Origin of the sequence: Mesorhizobium sp. M6A.T.Ce.TU.016.01.1.1, assembly GCF_003997065.1 — a bacterium.
GTDB lineage: Bacteria > Pseudomonadota > Alphaproteobacteria > Rhizobiales > Rhizobiaceae > Mesorhizobium > Mesorhizobium mediterraneum.
Map to the genome: position 1 here is coordinate 1 of NZ_RZTJ01000019.1, position 17,477 is coordinate 17,477.

Consider the following 17,477-nt stretch of genomic DNA (forward strand, 5'->3'; position numbering starts at 1 on the left):
CTTGTAGGCGACGCCGCCGGCCAAGCCGCCGACGCCGACCCAGAAGACGGGCGCGACGACGCCGTCGGAAAAATTCTCGGCCAGGCTTTCGATCGCCGCGCGGCAGACACCTGATCTGTCGAGCTTTTCCGGATCGCGGCCGACGATCCGCGAGACGGCAACACGGCCGATATCGAGTCCGCCATTGTCCAACCCGTCGGCCACCGCCTCGACATGCTCGGCCAGGCTCTTCTGCGACAGCAGCGACGTCGCCAGAATCGCCGTGAGGATCAATCCGGCTGGAATGCCCGAAAGCATGGTTTCAACTGCGAAAGCGATGGCGGCCGGCACCAGCACGATGATCAGCAGCGCATGAACACCGCGCCGGCGACGCAGGGCGTCGGAATCAGTATCGCGGTTGAGCCTGCGGTCGAGAAAGGATATCAGCCTGCCGAACCAGGTGACGGGATGGCCGATGGCGCCGAACAGCCAGGCCGGGTAGCCGACAGCGAATTCAACAACCAGTGACAGGAAAGCGATCAGGATCGACATGAAGTCTCTTGATGGAGCGGCGACAGTGGTGGATCACGGCGGAAGCCTTGGCCGGGCGAGGGCGCTTTTCCCGCACGCGCCACAACCCTTCGTCGACCTCTCGACCGGTATCAATCCGCACTCCTATCCGTTTTTCGAGTTGCCCGCCACCGCCCTGTCGAGATTGCCGGAAGCCGCGCGCGCCCGCGAGTTGGCCGACGTCGCGGCAAGCGCCTATGGCTCGCCATCGGCAGCGAATGTGATGTCAGCGCCGGGCACCCAGATCCTGTTGCCGCGCGTCGCCTCGCTGGTGCGCCCCGGCAAGGCGCTGGTGCTCGGGCCGACCTACGCCGAACATCAGCGGGCGGCGGCGATCGCCGGCCATGCTGTGATGGAGGTCGATGATTTCGAAGCCCTGGCAGGAGCCGACCTTGCCATCGTCGTTAACCCCAACAATCCAGACGGGCGCATCATCGAACGCAAGAAGCTGCTTGCGCTTGCGGGAAAATTGCGCGCCAGAGGCGGGTTGCTGGTCGTCGACGAGGCGTTCATGGATGTCGGCCCACGCGCGGAAAGCCTGGCCGGCGATGTCGAGCAAGGCGGCATCGTCGTATTGCGATCCTTCGGCAAGTTCTTTGGCCTCGCCGGGCTGCGGCTTGGCTTTGCACTGGCCGATACGCTGACGGTCGAGCGGCTGGAAGCGCAGTTCGGGCCATGGGCGGTTGCCGGACCGGCGCTCGAGTATGGTATCCGCGCACTTGCCGATACCGGTTGGCAGGCCGAGATGCGCCGCCGTCTGGCCGAGGATGCGGCGCGGCTCGATGCGCTGTTCGGCCGCTTCGGCGTGCCTGTCGCCGGCGGCACCACGCTGTTCCGCTATATCGGGCTGACGGGCGCCGCCGGCCTGTTTTCGGCACTTGGCGAGCGCGGCATCCTGCTTCGGCATTTCTCCGGCCGGCCGGAGGTGCTGCGCGCCGGGCTGCCGGGTCCGGACGAAGAATGGCAGCGGCTCGAATCGGCTCTTGCCGACTGGGCGCAACAGCGCGACGATAACGCCTAAAGCGCGTCGCATTTGAACGGATTCATGCGACGCGCTTTAAGTTCTTGTTTTTATGCATGTCGTTGTCGCAAAACCGCTGCGCACTTTTGCGCGACATGCATTAGGAGATCCAAGCAATGATCCATGTCTGTTCGCTGTCGAAGGTCGAGGAAACGGTCGCGAAAACCGGCGCCGAGCGGCTGCTTTCCCTGCTGGCTGCCGGTACCGAGGTGACGCGCCCGACCTCGATCATCAGGGAAAACCATCTGCATCTGGTCATGCACGACATTGCGGTGGCGCAGGACGGCATGACCATGCCGGGCGAAATCCATGTCCGTGACTTGCTCGATTTTGCGCGCCGATGGGATCGTGCGAGGCCGCTGGTCGTACATTGCTATGCCGGCATCAGCCGTTCGACGGCCTCGGCCTACATCATCGCGGCCGCATTGGCGCCGAAGCGCGACGAGGTCGAGTTGGCGCAGACGCTGCGTGCGCTATCGCCCTCGGCGACGCCCAATCCGCGGCTGATTGCGGTCGCCGACGCGCTGCTTGATCGCAACGGCCGGATGATCGAAGCAATCCAAGCGATCGGGCGCGGCGCGGAGGCCTTCGAAGGCACGCCGTTCGCGCTGAAGATCGACGGCTGATTCTGGTCAGAACCTGATCCATCCCGATCTGGATGGGCTGCGCTTGTTTTCATCCAAGCTATTTGATGACCCTTTCCATGTACCGCGTAGCTTCCTCCAAGCCCTTCGGTGCCGGTTCGAACGGTTCGCACTCTTGAAAGCCGAACTGGCGGTAAAGGGTGATCGCATTCGTCATGAATGAAACTGTCACTAGGTTCACCTTTTGGCACCTGGACTGCTCGATAGCATCGAGCGCCGTCGCAAGTAGGCGGGCGCCTACGCCTTTTCCTCGTCCTTCCGGACGCACGAAGAGCTTAACGATCTCGGCAACATCTCCATGACTGACGTAGCCGACGCAACCTAAGGCGACAGAGCCAGCCCGAGCGAGGTACATGCCTGTGCTGGGCGAGGTGCATTTTTCCAACAAGCTCGCGGCATCGTCAGAATAGTAGGCGGAAATCACATCTTCGGACGGAAGTCCATGCACGCCGCATTGTGCAACGTCCCATTGGCCCATCTCCGCGATGAGTGCGCCGGCTTCATGGAAGTCAGCAAGGGTCAGTGCCTTTGTGACGACAACCATCGCGCACCCATGGATGTGAGACTAGAAGCAACCGGCGATACTTTACTTTACGCACGGTCTGGAAACTAGCGCCATCAAAAGTGGCTGTCTGCCTTGAACCTCAAGCGCGGCGTGTGCAGAAATCCGCATTTTGGCTCACCTTGACCTGAAACAGACCCCTAGGCCAGCCAATCGACCAGCTTGGCCTTGCGAACGTCCTTCAACAGGCTGATGAAACCGTCGGCCTGATGGATGGCGGTAAGCCTGCCCTTTTCGGCCGTTGCAATGCTGGCATCGCCGACCACGCCGTTCGGGTTGAGATCGGTAGCGATCCAGGCGAAGGCGTGCGTTCCGGTGTGGCGCAGCAGCGAAAATTCCTTTTCGGCGCGGGCGACGTTGGACACGAAATTGTCGGCCTTTGCCATGTCGACCAGATCCGGCCGGAAATGCAGCATCAGCGAGGTCTCGACATCGCCGCCATGAATGCCCTGGCGGTCCTCAAGCGCGGTATACATGCCGGCCGGCCGACCAAAGCGCTGCCAACTCGTCTTCACCGCCAGCATCTTTGCACGCACGCGCAATTCGCGCGTGATGATGCCCATGATCTCCTCGTTGCCGCCATGCGAGTTGACGACGATCAGTTTCCTGATGCCGGCGCGCGCTATCGACAGGCCAAGCTCGGTCCACGCCTCGATCAAGGTCGCCGCCGGCAGAGTGAGGGTCCCCGGCGCATGCAGGTGCTCGTTCGACTTGCCCACGGCCTGGACGGGCAGGATGCGGATGTCGAGATCACCCGGCAGGCGGGCGATCATCGTGTCGAGCATGCCGGTCATGATCGAAGTGTCGGTCGAAACCGGCAGATGCGGCCCGTGCTGTTCGATCGCTGCCACCGGCAGAACGGCGATCGTCGCCTCCGGGTCGATGGTGGCGTATTCGGTGGTCCGGTAATCGCCCCACCACACGCGTTTATTTGGAACGGTCATGTCATGCCTTTTTCGATAGACTGGCCTTTTCGATAGGCTGGCCTCTTCGGTGCAGACCTAGCGCGGGAAGGATCGCCTGTCGATCACCCTGCCGCGATGACCTCGATCTCGACCTTGAATTCCGGCCGCGCGAAACCGGACACGATCATCAGCGTCGAGGCGGGTGCCGGGCTGGCGAACAGGCGGTCGCGGACGTCCATATAGGGCCTGAGGAAAGCGCGGTCGGTGACATAGGCATTGATGCGAACGATGTCGGAGAGTCCAAGCCCGGCCTCGCCGAGAATCGCGGCGATATTCCCGAAACAGAGTTCCGCCTGTGCGCCGGCATCCTCCGGGATCTGATCGTCCGCAGTGATGGCAACCTGGCCAGAACACAGCACCAGCCTCTTGCCGGGCGGCACCTCGACGCCATGGCTGTAGCGGGCGAAAGGCGGCTTGATCGACTTCGGCGTGAGGAATTTGAACATGGCAATCTCCGTTTCGCAACCAGCCTAAGGCCGGATTAGCCGTGTCTTCAAGTTGGTGGTGCATGTTATCAGGGCGATTGTGGACAGGCGTTCAAAAAATAGGCACCATGCCTTCGGTACAGCATGACCAGTCCGGCCTTCGCGCACGACTGTTGCGCAAGCGGGCGGTCCCGGCGATGGCATGTGTCTTGCTTCTTGAATCGATGGTGTCGAGCCCGGCGCGTGACGCGCCCGAGCCAACAAAGGGTGGTGTGGATGGACGGAAAACTTAAGATCTCGGTTGGCGCGATCGTGCTGCTTGCCGCGAGCACGCTGAGCGCGGCAGCAAATGAGAAGGTCACCTTCGGCACCAACTGGCTCGCCCAGGCCGAGCACGGCGGCTACTATCAGGCCGCGGTGGATGGCACCTATGCCGCTTGCGGGCTCGACGTAACGATCATGCAAGGTGGCCCGCAGGTCAGCGGGCGGCCGCTGTTGCTCGCCGGCAAGATCGACTTCTATATGGGCGGCAACATGCTACAGGCCTTCGACGCCGTCCAGCAGGAGATTCCGCTGCGCGTGGTCGCTGCCTCCTTCCAGAAAGAGCCGCAGGTGATCATGGCCCATCCAGGTCAAGGGCTCGATAAATGGGAGGATCTGAAAAACGCGGATCAGTACATCATCGCTGACGAAGGTGCACAGAGCTTCTTCCAATGGATGGTAACGGAATTCGGCTTCGATCCGGCCAAGCGCGTGCCCTACACCTTCAACCCCGCACCTTTCATCGCCAATCCAAAATCGATCCAGCAAGGCTACGTGACCTCGGAACCCCATGCGGTCGCCAAGGAAGGCGGCTTCCAGCCCAATTTGTTCCTGCTCGCAGACTACGGTTTCGACACCTATGCGACGACGATCGAGACCATGCAGGCCACGATCGACAAGCGGCCGGAGGTTGTTCAGTGCTTCGTCGATGGCTCGGCCAAGGGCTGGTACAACTATCTCTACGGCGACAACGCTGCCGCCAATGCGGCGATCAAGAAGGACAATCCCGACATCAGTGACGAACAGATCGCGTTTTCGATCGAGCAGATGAAGAAATTCGGCATCGTCGATTCCGGCGACACGGAAAAACTCGGTATCGGCGCGATGACCGACGCGCGCATCCAGAGCTTCTACGACAAGATGGTCAAGGCCAAGGTCGTGCCGGCCGGTGTCGACATCAAGAAGTCCTACACGCTGGCCTTCGTCAACAAGGGCGTCGGGATCGAGCTGAAGAAATAGCGCCCAGGCATGATGCAGGAAAAAGTGGCGGAAGCGCCGGCGAGCGCATCGGGCAAGGGTCCGATGCTGCTGGCGCTGCGCGGCGTCGACAAGGTATTTTCCAATGGCGTGACAGCGCTCAGCGATGTCGACCTGACGATCCGGGAAGGCGATTTCCTCAGCCTTCTCGGCCCATCTGGCTGCGGCAAGTCGACGGCGTTGCGGCTGATTGCTGGCCTGTCGACGCCGACCTCCGGCGTGCTCGACTGGCGCGGCAGCAGCTCTGTCGACCGTTCGAATATCGGCTTCGTCTTCCAGGAGCCGACGCTGCTGCCCTGGGCCGATGTCTTTGACAATGTCTGGCTGCCGCTGCGGCTGAAGGGCGTGTCGCGGGCCAAGGCTGCGCCTGTCGTGATGGAGATGCTGGCGCGAGTTCACCTGACCGGCTTCGAGAATGCCGTGCCGCGCGAGCTGTCCGGCGGCATGAAGATGCGCGTCTCGATCGCCCGCGCCATGGTGACCAAGCCGCGCGTTCTGCTGATGGACGAGCCGTTCGCGGCACTGGACGAGATCACCCGCTTCAAGCTCAACAACGATCTTCTGGAACTATGGCAGGACGAGCGTTTCACCGTCGTCTTCGTTACCCACAGCGTCTTCGAAAGCGTTTTCCTCTCCAACCGCGTCGTCGTCATGGCGGCGCGACCGGGCCGGGTGTTCAAAGAACTCGCCATCGATGCGCCCTATCCGCGCAACGAAGCTTTCCGTACCTCGCCCGACTATGCCGCGCTCTGCCGCCAGGCATCCGACGTGCTGATCGGCGCCATCAACTCAACTGCCGGACCGCATCATGACGGCCATTGAAGAACACGCGCTGACGCTCGATCCAGAGGAGGCGCGTCGCGTACGCCAGGAGCGGCTCGAGCAGATCGGCCGATGGGTGCTGCCGCTGGCGATCATGATCCTGGCGATCTGGCTGTGGGATCGAATCTGCGTCTGGAACGACATTCCGAAATATATCCTGCCGCGCCCCGGTGTGGTGCTGCAAACGCTGTTCGACGATGCCGGGCTGCTGTTCTCCTCGCTGCTGGTGACGCTCAAGATCACCTTCCTCAGCCTGCTTCTGGCCGTCATCGGCGGTGTCGGGTTGGCGGTGCTGTTCGCGCAATCGAAATGGGTGGAGATGTCGTTCTTCCCGTTCGCCATCGTCCTGCAGGTGACGCCGATCGTCGCGATCTTCCCGCTGATCAACATCTATGTCGACAACCAGACGACGAAGCTTCTGCTGTGTGCCTGGATCGTCGCCTTCTTCCCGATCCTGTCCAACACCACACTCGGCCTCAATTCCGTCGACCGCAATCTGCGCGACATGTTCAAGCTCAACGGCGCGACCCGCTGGCAGCAATTGCGTTATCTCAGGCTGCCGGCGGCGATGCCCTATTTTCTCGGTGGGCTGAAGATCGCCGGTGGCCTGTCGCTGATCGGCGCGGTGGTGGCGGAGTTCGTCGCCGGAGCCACCGGCCAGTCGTCGGGGCTTGCCTCGCGCATCATCGAGGCCGGCTACCGGCTCAACGCACCGCGGCTGTTCGCGGCGCTGATCCTGATCTCGTTCACCGGCATTCTGATCTTCCTGGTGCTGTCGCTGATCTCGCATCTGATCCTGCGGCGCTGGCATGAAAGCGCGCTGAGGCAGGAGCGATGATGGTTGGCGCCGTTACCCCCCTCTGTCCTGCCGGACATCTCCCCCTCAAGGGGGGAGATTGGATGCCATCTAGGATTTCGCCAATCACCAACGTTGCAAGACGAACGCCATGGGCGAAGCTGCTAATCTCCCCCCTTGAGGGGGAGATGTCCGGCAGGACAGAGGGGGGTAAGGCTTGATACCAGCTTCTGGTTCTTACCATCTTGCGAACGTCCGGCTTCATTCATCCCTAACCCCGGGCCTTGCCGCAGCCTTCGACGCCGACGGGTTTGCGCTCGCCAATATCGCCGTCGCCGACGGCAGGATTTCCAGCGTCGTCGCGCATCGCCAGTCCAATACACCGGCAGGCACGATCGACCTCGGCGGCCGCATCGTCATGCCGTGCTTTGTCGACTGCCACACCCATATCGACAAGGGCCATATCTGGCCTCGAAAACCCAATCCCGACGGCACGTTCATGGGCGCGCTGAATGCCACCGGCGCTGACCGCGCTGCCCGTTGGAGCGCGGACGATGTTGCCCGCCGCATGGATTTTTCGCTGCGCTCAGCGTACGCGCACGGCACCAAAGGCCTGCGCACCCATCTCGACAGCGTCGCGCCGCAGGAGGAGATCTCCTGGCCGGTGTTCGAGACGATGCGGGAGCAATGGCGCGGCCGCATCGAGCTGCAGGCGGCCTGTCTGCTCGGCATCGAAGGCGTGCGCGACGGGAAATGGTTCGAAGGATTGGCCAAACGCGTCGCCGCGGCCAAGGGCGTGCTCGGCGTCGTCACCTACATGCTGCCGGACCTGGAAGAGCTTCTCGACCAGGTGTTTGCGCAGGCGATCAAGCATGGCCTCGACCTCGATTTCCATGCCGACGAGACCGACGCCGCCTCGGCGATCTCGCTGAAGAAGATCGCCGAGGCGGCACTATGGAACGGTTTTGAGGGAAACATCCTTGTCGGCCATTGCTGCTCGCTGGCACGCCAGCCCGATCTCGATGTGCTGGACACGCTGGACAAGGTGGCGAAGGCGCGGCTCGCCGTGGTGTCGCTGCCGATGTGCAATCTCTATCTGCAGGACCGGCGGGCTGATAACACCACGCCGCGCTGGCGCGGCGTGACGCTGCTGCACGAGATGAAGGCGCGCGGCATTCCAGTGGCCGTCGCCTCCGACAACACCCGGGACCCGTTCTACGCCTATGGCGATCTCGACATGCTGGAGGTCTACCGCATGGCGACGCGTATCCTGCATTTCGATCACCCGGTCGGCGATTGGCCGCAAGCGGTGACTTCGACGCCGGCCAAGGTGATGCGGCTCGATGGTTTCGGCATGCTTGCCGCAGGCAGCGCGGCCGACTTCGTCGTCTTTAGGGGGCGGAGCTGGACGGAATTGCTGTCGCGGCCCGAATCGGATCGCATCGTGGTGCGCGATGGCCGCGCCATCGAGCGCCACTTGCCCGACTATGCCGAACTCGACGAGCTGATGGTGAAATGATGGACATTTCGGCACTGAAGCGCGACCTCGACGGTCTGAAGATCGACGACCATCCGGCGATCGTCCAGCAGAAGAGCCGCGATTTCTACTGGTACAGCCCGGTGCTGAAGCAGCAGCTCGACCATGTGACCGGCGACCTGATCGTGACGCCGAAGACGGAAGACGAGGTGATCCGCGTGCTCGCCGCCTGTCACCGGCATGGCATTCCGGTGACGCCGCGCGGCAGCGGCACCGGCAATTATGGGCAGGCTATGCCGCTGTCCGGCGGCGTCGTGCTCAACCTTGCCGAGATGAATACGATCAAGACGATTGCGCCGGGCCGCGTCGTGACCGGGCCGGGTGCCGTGCTTGCCGACATCGACAGAGCGACGCGGGCGCATTCCGGACAGGAGCTTCGGATGTCGCCGTCAACCTACAACACGGCGAGTATAGGCGGCTTTGTCGCCGGCGGTTCAGGCGGCATTGGCTCGATCCGCTGGGGCGGGCTGCGCGACCTCGGCAATGTCATCAGGCTCAGGACCGTGACGATGGAGGCGGAGCCTCGCATCATGGATCTTATCGGCGAGGAGGTGCTGAAGGTCATGCATGCCTACGGCACCAACGGCATCATCACCGAGGTCGAGATGCCGCTGACCGCAAGCTACGACTGGATCGATGTCATAGTCGGCTTCGACGATTTCATGGATGCAGCCGGTTTCGGCAATGGTCTTGCCATCCAGGATGGCATTCTGGCGAAACTGATCACGCCGATCGCCGCTCCGATCCCCTATGACTATTTCAAGCGGCACCAGAAATTCTTCCGGCGCGAGCAAAGCATCGTCGTCTGCATGATCGCGTCGCATGCGATGGATGCCTTTGTCGCCCTCACCGCACGCAGCAAGGGCGAGATCGTCTTCCGCGCCGACAAGGAGGCCGATCTCAAAGGCCTGCCGCCGGCCTATGAGCTGACCTGGAACCACACGACGCTGCGTGCCATCAGGGTCGACTCGACGATTACTTATCTGCAGACCCGCTATCCCTCGCCGGATCACCTCGCTTACGTCAAGGCGATGATCGATCGCTTCGGCGACGAGGTGCCGACGCATCTCGAATTCATCCGCTTCGATGGCGCGATCGGCGTGGCCGGACTGCCGCTGGTCCGCTTCACGACAGCGGAGCGGCTCGACGAGATCATCCGCATCCATGAAGACAATGGCTGCTGGGTCTTCAATCCGCACCGCTACACGCTGGAAGAGGGCGGCATGAAGCAGACGGACGAGGTGCAGCTCGCCTTCAAGCGCGAGACCGATCCGCAAGGGCTGCTCAATCCCGGCAAGATGATCGCCTGGGAAAACCCGGACTACGACTATCGCTCGGGCAAGTCGTTCCTGTTCAAGGGGTTGGAGAAGGCGGGTTGAACGATGACGAGCGTGTGGCGCTGTACCCCCCTCTGGCCTGCCGGCCATCTCCCCCTCAAGGGGGGAGATTGGCAGTTTCTACGCCTCGATCCCCTTGCCGCGTTGGTGTTTGGCAAAACCGATGGTGACGGCCAATCTCCCCCCTTGAGGGGGAGATGCCCGGCAGGGCAGAGGGGGGTGCCTCGCGCCAACCTGCGAGCACTTCAATGAAAATCCTCGTGCTCTACGCCCATCCGGTCGAGGCCAGCTTCAATGCCGGTTTGCACAAGGTGATCGTCGAGCGGCTGACGGCCGCTGGCCATGCCGTCGACGATTGCGACCTCTATGCCGAGAATTTCGATCCCAGGCTGACGCGCGCCGAACGGGTCAGATATCACGACGAGCGCGGCGCCGCTGATCCGGCGGCCGCTTATATCGAGAGGCTGCAAAAGGCCGAGGCGCTGGTGCTGTCATTCCCGGTGTGGAACTACGGCTATCCGGCGATCCTGAAGGGGTTCTTCGACCGCGTTTTCCTGCCTGGCGTGTCGTTCAAGCTGGTCGACGGCAAGGTGAAGCCGTCGCTGCACAACATCCGCAAGCTGGCGGCGGTCACCACCTATGGCGGCAGCCGGCTCCATGCAATGCTGATGAGCGACCCGCCGCGAAAGCTGGTCAAGCGTGTGTTGCGCGCCACGGTCAAGCCAGGCGCCTCCGTTTCCTATCTCGCGCATTACTCGATGAACCTGTCGACCGATGAAACGCGGAAAAGATTCATGGCGAAGGTCGCCGCCAGCATGGATGCCTTCTGATGCGGGTCCTGGTGGTTTACTGCCATCCTGTGCCCGAAAGCTTTTGCGCCGCGATCCGGGATAGTGCCATCGAGGTGCTGAAGGCGAGGGGCTGGGAGGTGCGGCTGCTCGACCTCTATGCGGAGAATTTCAATCCGGTCATGGGCTGCGGCGAGCGACGCTCCTACAATGAGCATGCCCCGCAGGACCCGGCGCTCAAGCCGCACATCGACCACCTAAACTGGGCCCAGGCAATCCTCTTCATCTATCCGACATGGTGGTACGGGCTGCCGGCAATGCTGAAGGGGTGGCTAGACCGGGTCTGGGCGACCGACGTCGCCTTTAAGCTACCAGCGGGCAAAGGACGGATTCAGTCGCTGATGAGGCATGTGACGAAGATCGGGGTGATCACGACCTGCGGCGCGCCGACCTGGTGGAGCGTCGTCGTCGGACAGCCGGGACGCAAGACAATCCTGCGCGGCATGCGGGCGCTCTGCGCCACCCGCTGCAAGACGTTCTTTCTGGCCCACTACCTGATGGACGCGTCGACGCCAAAGCCGAGGGCGGCATTTCTGGAGAAAGGAAGAAAGAAGCTGGAGCGCTTCTGAGCTACATCCGCACTCGTTCCGCTTTCGGATCGTACATCGGCTTCAGCGACACTTCGGCGGCGAAGCGCTCGCCGGCGATCTCGATCTCGTAGGACGACGACAGCACATCCGCCTCGCTCTCGCCCTGGCAAGGCACGTAGCCGAGCCCAACGGCGCCGCCGAGATGGTGGCCGTAATTTCCCGAGGTGACCGGGCCGACAATCTTGCCGTCGCGCAGGATCGCCTCATTGTGGAAGAGCAGCGGCTCAGGGTCTCTCAGGCGGAACTGCACCAGGCGCCGGTTCAATCCGGTCTCTTTCTTCCTCAGCACGGCATCGCGGCCGAGAAAATCTCCTTTGCCGGCCTTCACCGCGAAGCCGAGGCCCGCCTCCAGCACATTGTCTTCGTCGGTGATGTCGTGGCCGAAATGCCGGAAGGCCTTTTCGATGCGGCAGGAATCCAGGGTGTGCAGACCGCAGAGTTTTAGGCCGACGTCGGCGCCAGCCTCAGCTATTGCCTCGAAGACATGGGCGGCCTGGTCGGTCGAGACATAAAGCTCCCAGCCGAGCTCGCCGACATAGGTGACGCGGTGAGCACGGGCCAGTCCCATGCCGATTTCAATCTCCTGAAACGTGCCGAATGGATTGGTTTCGTTGGAGAAATCGTTCGGGCTCAGCTTTTGAATCAATTTTCGCGAGTCCGGCCCCATCAGGCAGAGAACGGCTTCTGCAGCGGTCACATCGGTGATGACGACGAATTCATCGGTGAGGTGCTTGCGCAGCCAGGCCAGGTCGCGCTGCAGCGTCGCGCCGGGCACGACGAGGAAGTACGCCGTTTCCGACAGCCGCGAGACGGTGAGGTCGCTCTCGATGCCGCCGCGCTGGTTGAGCATCTGGGTGTAGATGATCTTGCCCGGCGCCACGTCCATGTCGTTGGCGCAAAGCTTCTGCAGCAATGCACAGGCGTCGCGGCCCTCGACACGGATCTTGCCGAACGAGGTCATGTCGAACAGGCCGACGCCGTTTCGGACCGCCAGATGTTCCTCGCGCTGGTTGTCGAACCAGTTCTGCCGCTTCCAGGAATAGCGGTATTCGTGCTCCTGGCCTTCGCGGGCGAACCAGTTGGCGCGTTCCCAGCCGGCGACTTCGCCGAACACCGCGCCGCGCGCCTTCAGATGTTCGTGTAGGGGAGAGCGTCTCACGTTCCGTGAAGTCGCCATCTGGCGGTACGGGAAATGGTCGGCGTAGAGCAGGCCGAGCGTCTCGGAGACGCGCTCTCTGAGGTAACGGCGGTTCTTCTGGAACGGCTGGGCGCGGCGGATATCGACCTCCCACAGATCGAAGGGTGCCTCGCCATCGTTGATCCATTGCGCCAGGGCCATGCCGGCGCCGCCGGAGGAGACGATGCCGATGGAATTATAGCCGGTCGCCATCCAATAGCCGGAAAGCTCCGGCGCCTCGCCGAGATAGTAGCGATCGTCGGGCGTAAAACTCTCGGGACCGTTGAAGAAGGTGTGGATGCCGGCGCTGGCCAGCATCGGCATGCGGTTGACGCCCATTTCGAGGATCGGCTCGAAATGCTCGAAATCCTCGGGCAACTGGTCGAAGCAGAAATCCTCACGGATGCCATCCATGCCCCAAGGCTTGGCTACCGGCTCGAAGGCACCGAGCATCATCTTGCCGGCATCTTCCTTGTAGTAGGCGCATTCGTCCGGCACGCGCAGCACCGGCAGCCGGGTGAGGCCGGGGATCGGCTCGGTGACGAGATAAAAATGCTCGCAGGCATGCAGCGGGATGGTGACGCCGTTCTGGCGCCCGAGCTCGCGCGCCCACATGCCGGCGCAGTTGACGACGACATCGGCCTCGATCATGCCTTGCTCGTCGCCTTGCGCCCAGGAAACGCCGGTGACGCGGCCGGCCCTAGTGTGGACCTTGGTGACCTTCACGTTCTCGACGATGGTCGCACCGCGCTGGCGCGCGCCCTTGGCCAGCGCCATGGCGATGTTGGCGGGATCGCACTGGCCGTCGAGCGGCAGATGCACGGCGCCGACCACGTCGGAAATGTTGAGATGCGGATACATCTCCTTGACTTCACCAGGCGAAATCTCGCGCACGTCGACGTCGAAGGCGCGGGCGAGAGACGCCTGCCTATAGATCTCGTGCTTGCGCTCCTCGGTCAGCGCCACGGTGATCGAGCCGACCTGGCGCATGCCGGTGCCGACATCGGTCTCGGCTTCCAGCTTGACGTAGAGGTCGGCCGAATATTTAGCCAGCCGCGTCATGTTCTGCGAGCCGCGCAACTGGCCGATCAGGCCGGCGGCGTGCCATGTCGTGCCCGATGTCAGCTGCTTTCGTTCGAGCAGCACGATATCGGTCCAGCCGAGCTTGGCCAGATGGTAGGCGACCGAGCAGCCGGAGACACCGCCGCCGATAATGACAGCCCTTGCTTTGGGAGGAATGGTTTTGGCGGGCAGGGCGCTCATGCAGCCTCACGGCGATAGCTGGAAGCAAAACGGCGCAAGCGAAGGGCTGCTTCCAAAAGCACCGCCTCGGGCTGGCAGAGGCTGACGCGAATATGGCCGGCGGCCGCCTCGCCGAAGCTTGAGCCGGGCATCACGCCGACCTTTTCCTTGTCGAGGAGAGCCCAGGCGAACTTCTCGTCGTCGGGCTCGAGAGCCGATATGTCGAGCATGACATACATGCCGCCTTCGGAACCGCGCACGGTGACGTTGTTCATGCCGCGCATGGCATCGAGGACGACGCTGCGCCTTGCAGCATAGCGTTCGGCAATCTCCGTGACGCCGTAGCCGTTTTCCAGCGCCTCGGCGCACGCGAGGCTGATGAAGGCCGGCAGGCCGTAGGTCGTCACCAGATTGAGGCTGGTCAGCAGCGAGATCATCTCTTCGGGTCCGGTCAGCCAGCCCATGCGCCAGCCGGTCATGCCGTGGCTCTTCGACATGGAATTGATGACCAGTGTGCGGTCCGCCATGCCGGGCAGAGAGCGCGGCGAGATGTGCTCGCCGCCGCCCAGCGTCCAGTAGACCTCGTCCGACAGCAGCCAGAGGTCATGTTCCCGGCATATCTGCGCCAGCTCTTCCAGCCGCTGGCGCGAATAGACAGCACCCGTGGGGTTGTTGGGCGTGTTGATGAGGATGGCCCGCGTGTTCGGCCGAAGCGCTGCACGAATGTCGGCAGCCCGCGGTTGAAAACCATCCTCGGCGGGTGTCTCGACCACGGTGAAATCGGCGCCCGCCGCGCTGAAGGTGTTGGGATAGGTCGCGTAATAGGGCGCGACCACAATGGCATGGTCGCCCTGGTCGAGAACGGCCTGCACTGCCGCATACAGCGCTGCCTGCCCACCCGGCGTGGCGATGACCTGGTCGGGGTTGGTCGCAACGCCGGTGCAGAGGGTCGAGGCCGCCGCCATTGCCTTGCGCAGGCGCGGAATGCCGGGAAGCGGGGTGTAGTGGTGGTTGCTGGCGCGAACCGCTGTCACGCAGGCTTCGATGGTTTGGCCCGGCGCATCGAAATCATGGTCGCCGACCGACAGCATGATGATGTCCTCGCCGGCCTCCTTGCGTGCCCAGGCAGCGGAATGAACCTCCCAGCCATCCTTGCCCGAAGGCACGATGCCGGAAATACGCGATGATGGTCTGGGCATTATGCTCTTAGCCTCTCGTTCTTCGGATCCCACAGCGGCTCGTCGTTCTGTATGACCGCCTTGAAGCGCTCGCCAAAGATTTCAACCTCGACCGTGGTTCCCGGCTCGGTGAGGTCGGCGCGCAGCATGCCGAGCGCGATCGATTTGTGGATGCGATGACCCCAGCCGCCGGATGTTGTCTCGCCGACGATCTCGCCGTCATGCCACAGCGTCGACATGGTGGGCGCATCGCAGTCGCCGGGGTTTTCGACGACCAGCGTGACGAAGCGTTTCTTCACGCCCTGCTGCTTCTCGTTCTGCAACGCCGCCTTGCCGCGAAAATCCGGCTTGTCCCATTTGACGAAGCGCTCCAGCCCGCCCTGCAGGATCGAGTAGTCGGTCGACAGATCGCCCTTCCAGGCGCGGTAGCCTTTTTCGAGCCGAAGCGAATCCAGCGCGTACATGCCGAACGGCTTCAGGCCATGCTTCTGCCCGGCCGCCCAGACGGCATCGAAGATCGCGGCGGTGTCGTCGATCTTGGTGTGGATTTCCCAGCCGAGTTCGCCGGCGAAGGACACACGCACCAGCCTCGCCCAGCGGCCTGCGATTGTCGTTTCCTGATGCGTCAGCCAGGGCAGAGCAAGGTCGGCGGCGCAGATATCGGCGAGGATTTTTCGCGAGTTGGGTCCGGCGAGGATCTGCGTGAAATATTCCTCTGTGCGATCGATCAGCTTGAATGTCGCATGCTTCGGCATGCGTGATTTCAGCCACTCGAAATCGTGCCACTGCGCCACCGCGGCGGTTATCAGCGTCATCAGATTCTCGTCGTGGCGCACCACCGACATTTCGGTGACGATGCGGCCCTTGTCGTCGGCAAAATAGACAAGGCCGATGCGGCCGGGTTTCGGCACGATGCCGGTGACCTGCTGGCTCAGCCATTCGGCAGCGCCTGGACCGTCGAGGTTGAAGCGGGAAAAACCAGGCAGGTCCAAAATGCCGGCGGCGTCGCGCACAGCGAGGCATTCTTCGCGGACGCGATGCTGCCAAGGCCCGTCGCGGCGGAAGGTCAGCGTCGCGGCTTCCGAGACGTCGTCGCCGGCTTGCGCGTACCAAGTGGCGCGCTCCCAGCCATTATAGGCGTCAAAGCAGGCGCCGAGCGCCTTGATGCGATCGTGGATCGGCGACAGTTTACGGTCGCGTCCAGCCGGCCAGGCATGGCGCGGGAATTGGATGGCGTATTCGTTGCCGTAGATCTCCATGCCCTTGGCGATGCAGTAATCCGGGGCCGAGGCAAAGCTGGTGAAGCGGCGCGGATCGCAGGACCACATGTCCCATTCGGTCTGACCCTCCGTCACCCATTCGGCCAGCACCTTGCCGGCGCCGCCGCCCTGAGCGATGCCGAAGGTGAAGACGCAGGCCTCGAAGGCGTTGGGCACGCCGGGCATCGGGCCGATCAGCGGGTTGCCGTCCGGCGCGTAAGGGATCGGGCCGTTGATGACTTTTGACAGGCCGGCGGTGCCGAGGATAGGCACGCGGGCGACGGCATCGGCCAGATAGTCCTCCAGCCGGTCGAGATCGTCGGGGAACAGCTGGAACGAAAAATCATCGGGCATGGGGTCGTTGTGGCCGACCCAATGCGCACGGCAATTGCGCTCATAGGGGCCGAGATTCATGCCGTTCTTTTCCTGGCGCAGATAATAGGAGGTGTCGACATCGCGCAGCAGCGGCAGTTTCTTGCCTTGCTCCTTCGACCATGCGGCCAGTTCGGGGATTTCCTCGAACAGGATATATTGATGGCTCATCACCATCATCGGCACGTCGCGGCCGAACATCCTGCCGACTTCGGCCGCGCGGTAGCCGGCGGCGTTGACGACGATCTCGCAGCGGATCTCGCCCTGCGCTGTTACAACCACCCACTCGTCCTTCTCGCGGCGCACGCCGGTGACCGGACAGAAGCGGAAGATCTTCGCTCCCATGTCGCGGGCGCCCTTGGCCAGCGCCTGGGTCAGCTGCGCCGGATCGATGTCGCCGTCGCTCGGATCGTAGAGCGCGCCCTTCAGCTCATGCGTTTCGATGAATGGATAGCGGCGCTTGATTTCGTCGAGCCCGACCACGTCGATGTCCATGCCCTGATAGCGGCCCATGCCCTTGGCGCGCTGGAACTCCTGCATGCGTTCGACCGTATGAGCCAGCCTGAGCGAGCCGGTGACGTGGTAGTTCATGGGATAGCCGACCGCATCGGCCAGCCCGCGATAAAGCTCCGTCGAATAGCGCTGCATGTTCATCAGCGACCACGACGAGGAGAAGGTCGGCACATTGCCGGCCGCATGCCAGGTCGAGCCGGAGGTGAGCTCGTTCTTCTCCAGGAGCACGCAGTCGGTCCAGCCCGCCTTGGCGAGATGGTAGAGCGAGGAGGCGCCGACGACACCGCCTCCGATGATCACCACACGTGCCGTGGTCGGCAAACCCGCCATGTTTTTCTCCA

The 17,477-nt window shown here is 62.8% G+C and carries 16 protein-coding genes; 9 read left to right on the forward strand and 7 right to left on the reverse strand.

Going from position 1 to position 17,477, the window contains the following annotated elements; all coding sequences use genetic code 11:
• Positions 1-531 (reverse strand): cobalamin biosynthesis protein (locus EOC94_RS26180; protein WP_148128438.1); only part of this gene is annotated, 531 nt, incomplete at its 3' end.
• Here EOC94_RS26180 and cobD point away from each other — a divergent pair.
• Complete coding sequence (gene cobD / locus EOC94_RS26185) at positions 530-1,570, forward strand: threonine-phosphate decarboxylase CobD (protein ID WP_127294332.1); 1,041 nt, start codon at positions 530-532, stop codon at positions 1,568-1,570. The two genes, EOC94_RS26180 and cobD, sit on opposite strands and share 2 nt — an antisense overlap.
• Positions 1,571-1,686: 116 nt before the next feature.
• Positions 1,687-2,196, forward strand: coding sequence for a tyrosine phosphatase family protein (locus EOC94_RS26190; protein WP_127294334.1), 510 nt, complete (start codon positions 1,687-1,689; stop codon positions 2,194-2,196).
• Positions 2,197-2,254: 58 nt separating this feature from the next.
• Here the strand turns inward: EOC94_RS26190 and EOC94_RS26195 are convergent, their stop codons facing one another.
• From EOC94_RS26195 to EOC94_RS26205, 3 genes are all read right to left on the reverse strand, one after another.
• Positions 2,255-2,758 carry a GNAT family N-acetyltransferase gene (locus EOC94_RS26195; protein ID WP_127294336.1) on the reverse strand — a complete coding sequence of 168 codons (504 nt, stop codon included), beginning with the start codon at positions 2,756-2,758 and terminating at the stop codon, positions 2,255-2,257.
• A gap of 158 nt (positions 2,759-2,916) precedes the next feature.
• On the reverse strand, positions 2,917-3,720 hold the full coding sequence (locus EOC94_RS26200; protein WP_127294338.1) for a creatininase family protein: 804 nt from the start codon (positions 3,718-3,720) through the stop codon (positions 2,917-2,919).
• An 83-nt stretch (positions 3,721-3,803) separates the two neighbouring features.
• Entirely contained in the window at positions 3,804-4,187 is a 384-nt protein-coding gene (locus EOC94_RS26205; protein WP_127294340.1) for a RidA family protein, read from the reverse strand.
• 255 nt (positions 4,188-4,442) lie between these two features.
• Here EOC94_RS26205 and EOC94_RS26210 point away from each other — a divergent pair, with 255 nt between their 5' ends.
• From EOC94_RS26210 to EOC94_RS26245, 7 genes are all read left to right on the forward strand, one after another.
• A complete protein-coding gene (locus EOC94_RS26210) occupies positions 4,443-5,447 on the forward strand; it encodes an ABC transporter substrate-binding protein (RefSeq protein ID WP_127294342.1) in 1,005 nt (334 codons plus the stop codon).
• A gap of 9 nt (positions 5,448-5,456) precedes the next feature.
• On the forward strand, positions 5,457-6,287 hold the full coding sequence (locus EOC94_RS26215; RefSeq protein WP_127294344.1) for an ABC transporter ATP-binding protein: 831 nt from the start codon (positions 5,457-5,459) through the stop codon (positions 6,285-6,287).
• The gene (locus EOC94_RS26220) at positions 6,274-7,125 is read left to right on the forward strand and encodes an ABC transporter permease (RefSeq protein WP_095486735.1); all 852 of its coding nucleotides are present in this window, start codon (positions 6,274-6,276) and stop codon (positions 7,123-7,125) included. The genes EOC94_RS26215 and EOC94_RS26220 overlap by 14 nt, the downstream gene beginning before the upstream one ends.
• 175 nt (positions 7,126-7,300) lie before the next feature.
• Entirely contained in the window at positions 7,301-8,602 is a 1,302-nt protein-coding gene (locus tag EOC94_RS26230) for a cytosine deaminase (protein ID WP_127294348.1), read from the forward strand.
• A complete protein-coding gene (locus tag EOC94_RS26235) occupies positions 8,602-9,999 on the forward strand; it encodes an FAD-binding oxidoreductase (protein WP_127294454.1) in 1,398 nt (465 codons plus the stop codon). Before EOC94_RS26230 ends, EOC94_RS26235 begins: the two co-directional genes overlap by 1 nt.
• Positions 10,000-10,205: 206 nt before the next feature.
• Positions 10,206-10,787, forward strand: a complete 582-nt coding sequence (locus tag EOC94_RS26240; RefSeq protein WP_127294350.1) for an NAD(P)H-dependent oxidoreductase — start codon at positions 10,206-10,208, stop codon at positions 10,785-10,787.
• The gene (locus EOC94_RS26245) at positions 10,787-11,374 is read left to right on the forward strand and encodes an NAD(P)H-dependent oxidoreductase (protein ID WP_127294352.1); all 588 of its coding nucleotides are present in this window, start codon (positions 10,787-10,789) and stop codon (positions 11,372-11,374) included. Before EOC94_RS26240 ends, EOC94_RS26245 begins: the two co-directional genes overlap by 1 nt.
• A 1-nt stretch (position 11,375) precedes the next feature.
• On the opposite strand, the gene EOC94_RS26250 is transcribed toward EOC94_RS26245, so the two are convergent.
• The 3 genes from EOC94_RS26250 to EOC94_RS26260 are packed head-to-tail and all read right to left on the reverse strand — an operon-like array spanning position 11,376 to position 17,466.
• Positions 11,376-13,835 (reverse strand): FAD-dependent oxidoreductase, encoded by a 2,460-nt coding sequence (locus EOC94_RS26250; protein WP_164547178.1) that lies wholly within the window; start codon positions 13,833-13,835, stop codon positions 11,376-11,378.
• A complete protein-coding gene (locus EOC94_RS26255; protein WP_127294354.1) occupies positions 13,832-15,013 on the reverse strand; it encodes a pyridoxal phosphate-dependent aminotransferase in 1,182 nt (393 codons plus the stop codon). Before EOC94_RS26255 ends, EOC94_RS26250 begins: the two co-directional genes overlap by 4 nt.
• Complete coding sequence (locus tag EOC94_RS26260; RefSeq protein ID WP_127294356.1) at positions 15,013-17,466, reverse strand: FAD-dependent oxidoreductase; 2,454 nt, start codon at positions 17,464-17,466, stop codon at positions 15,013-15,015. The genes EOC94_RS26255 and EOC94_RS26260 overlap by 1 nt, the downstream gene beginning before the upstream one ends.
• Between the last annotated feature and the right edge of the window lie 11 nt (positions 17,467-17,477).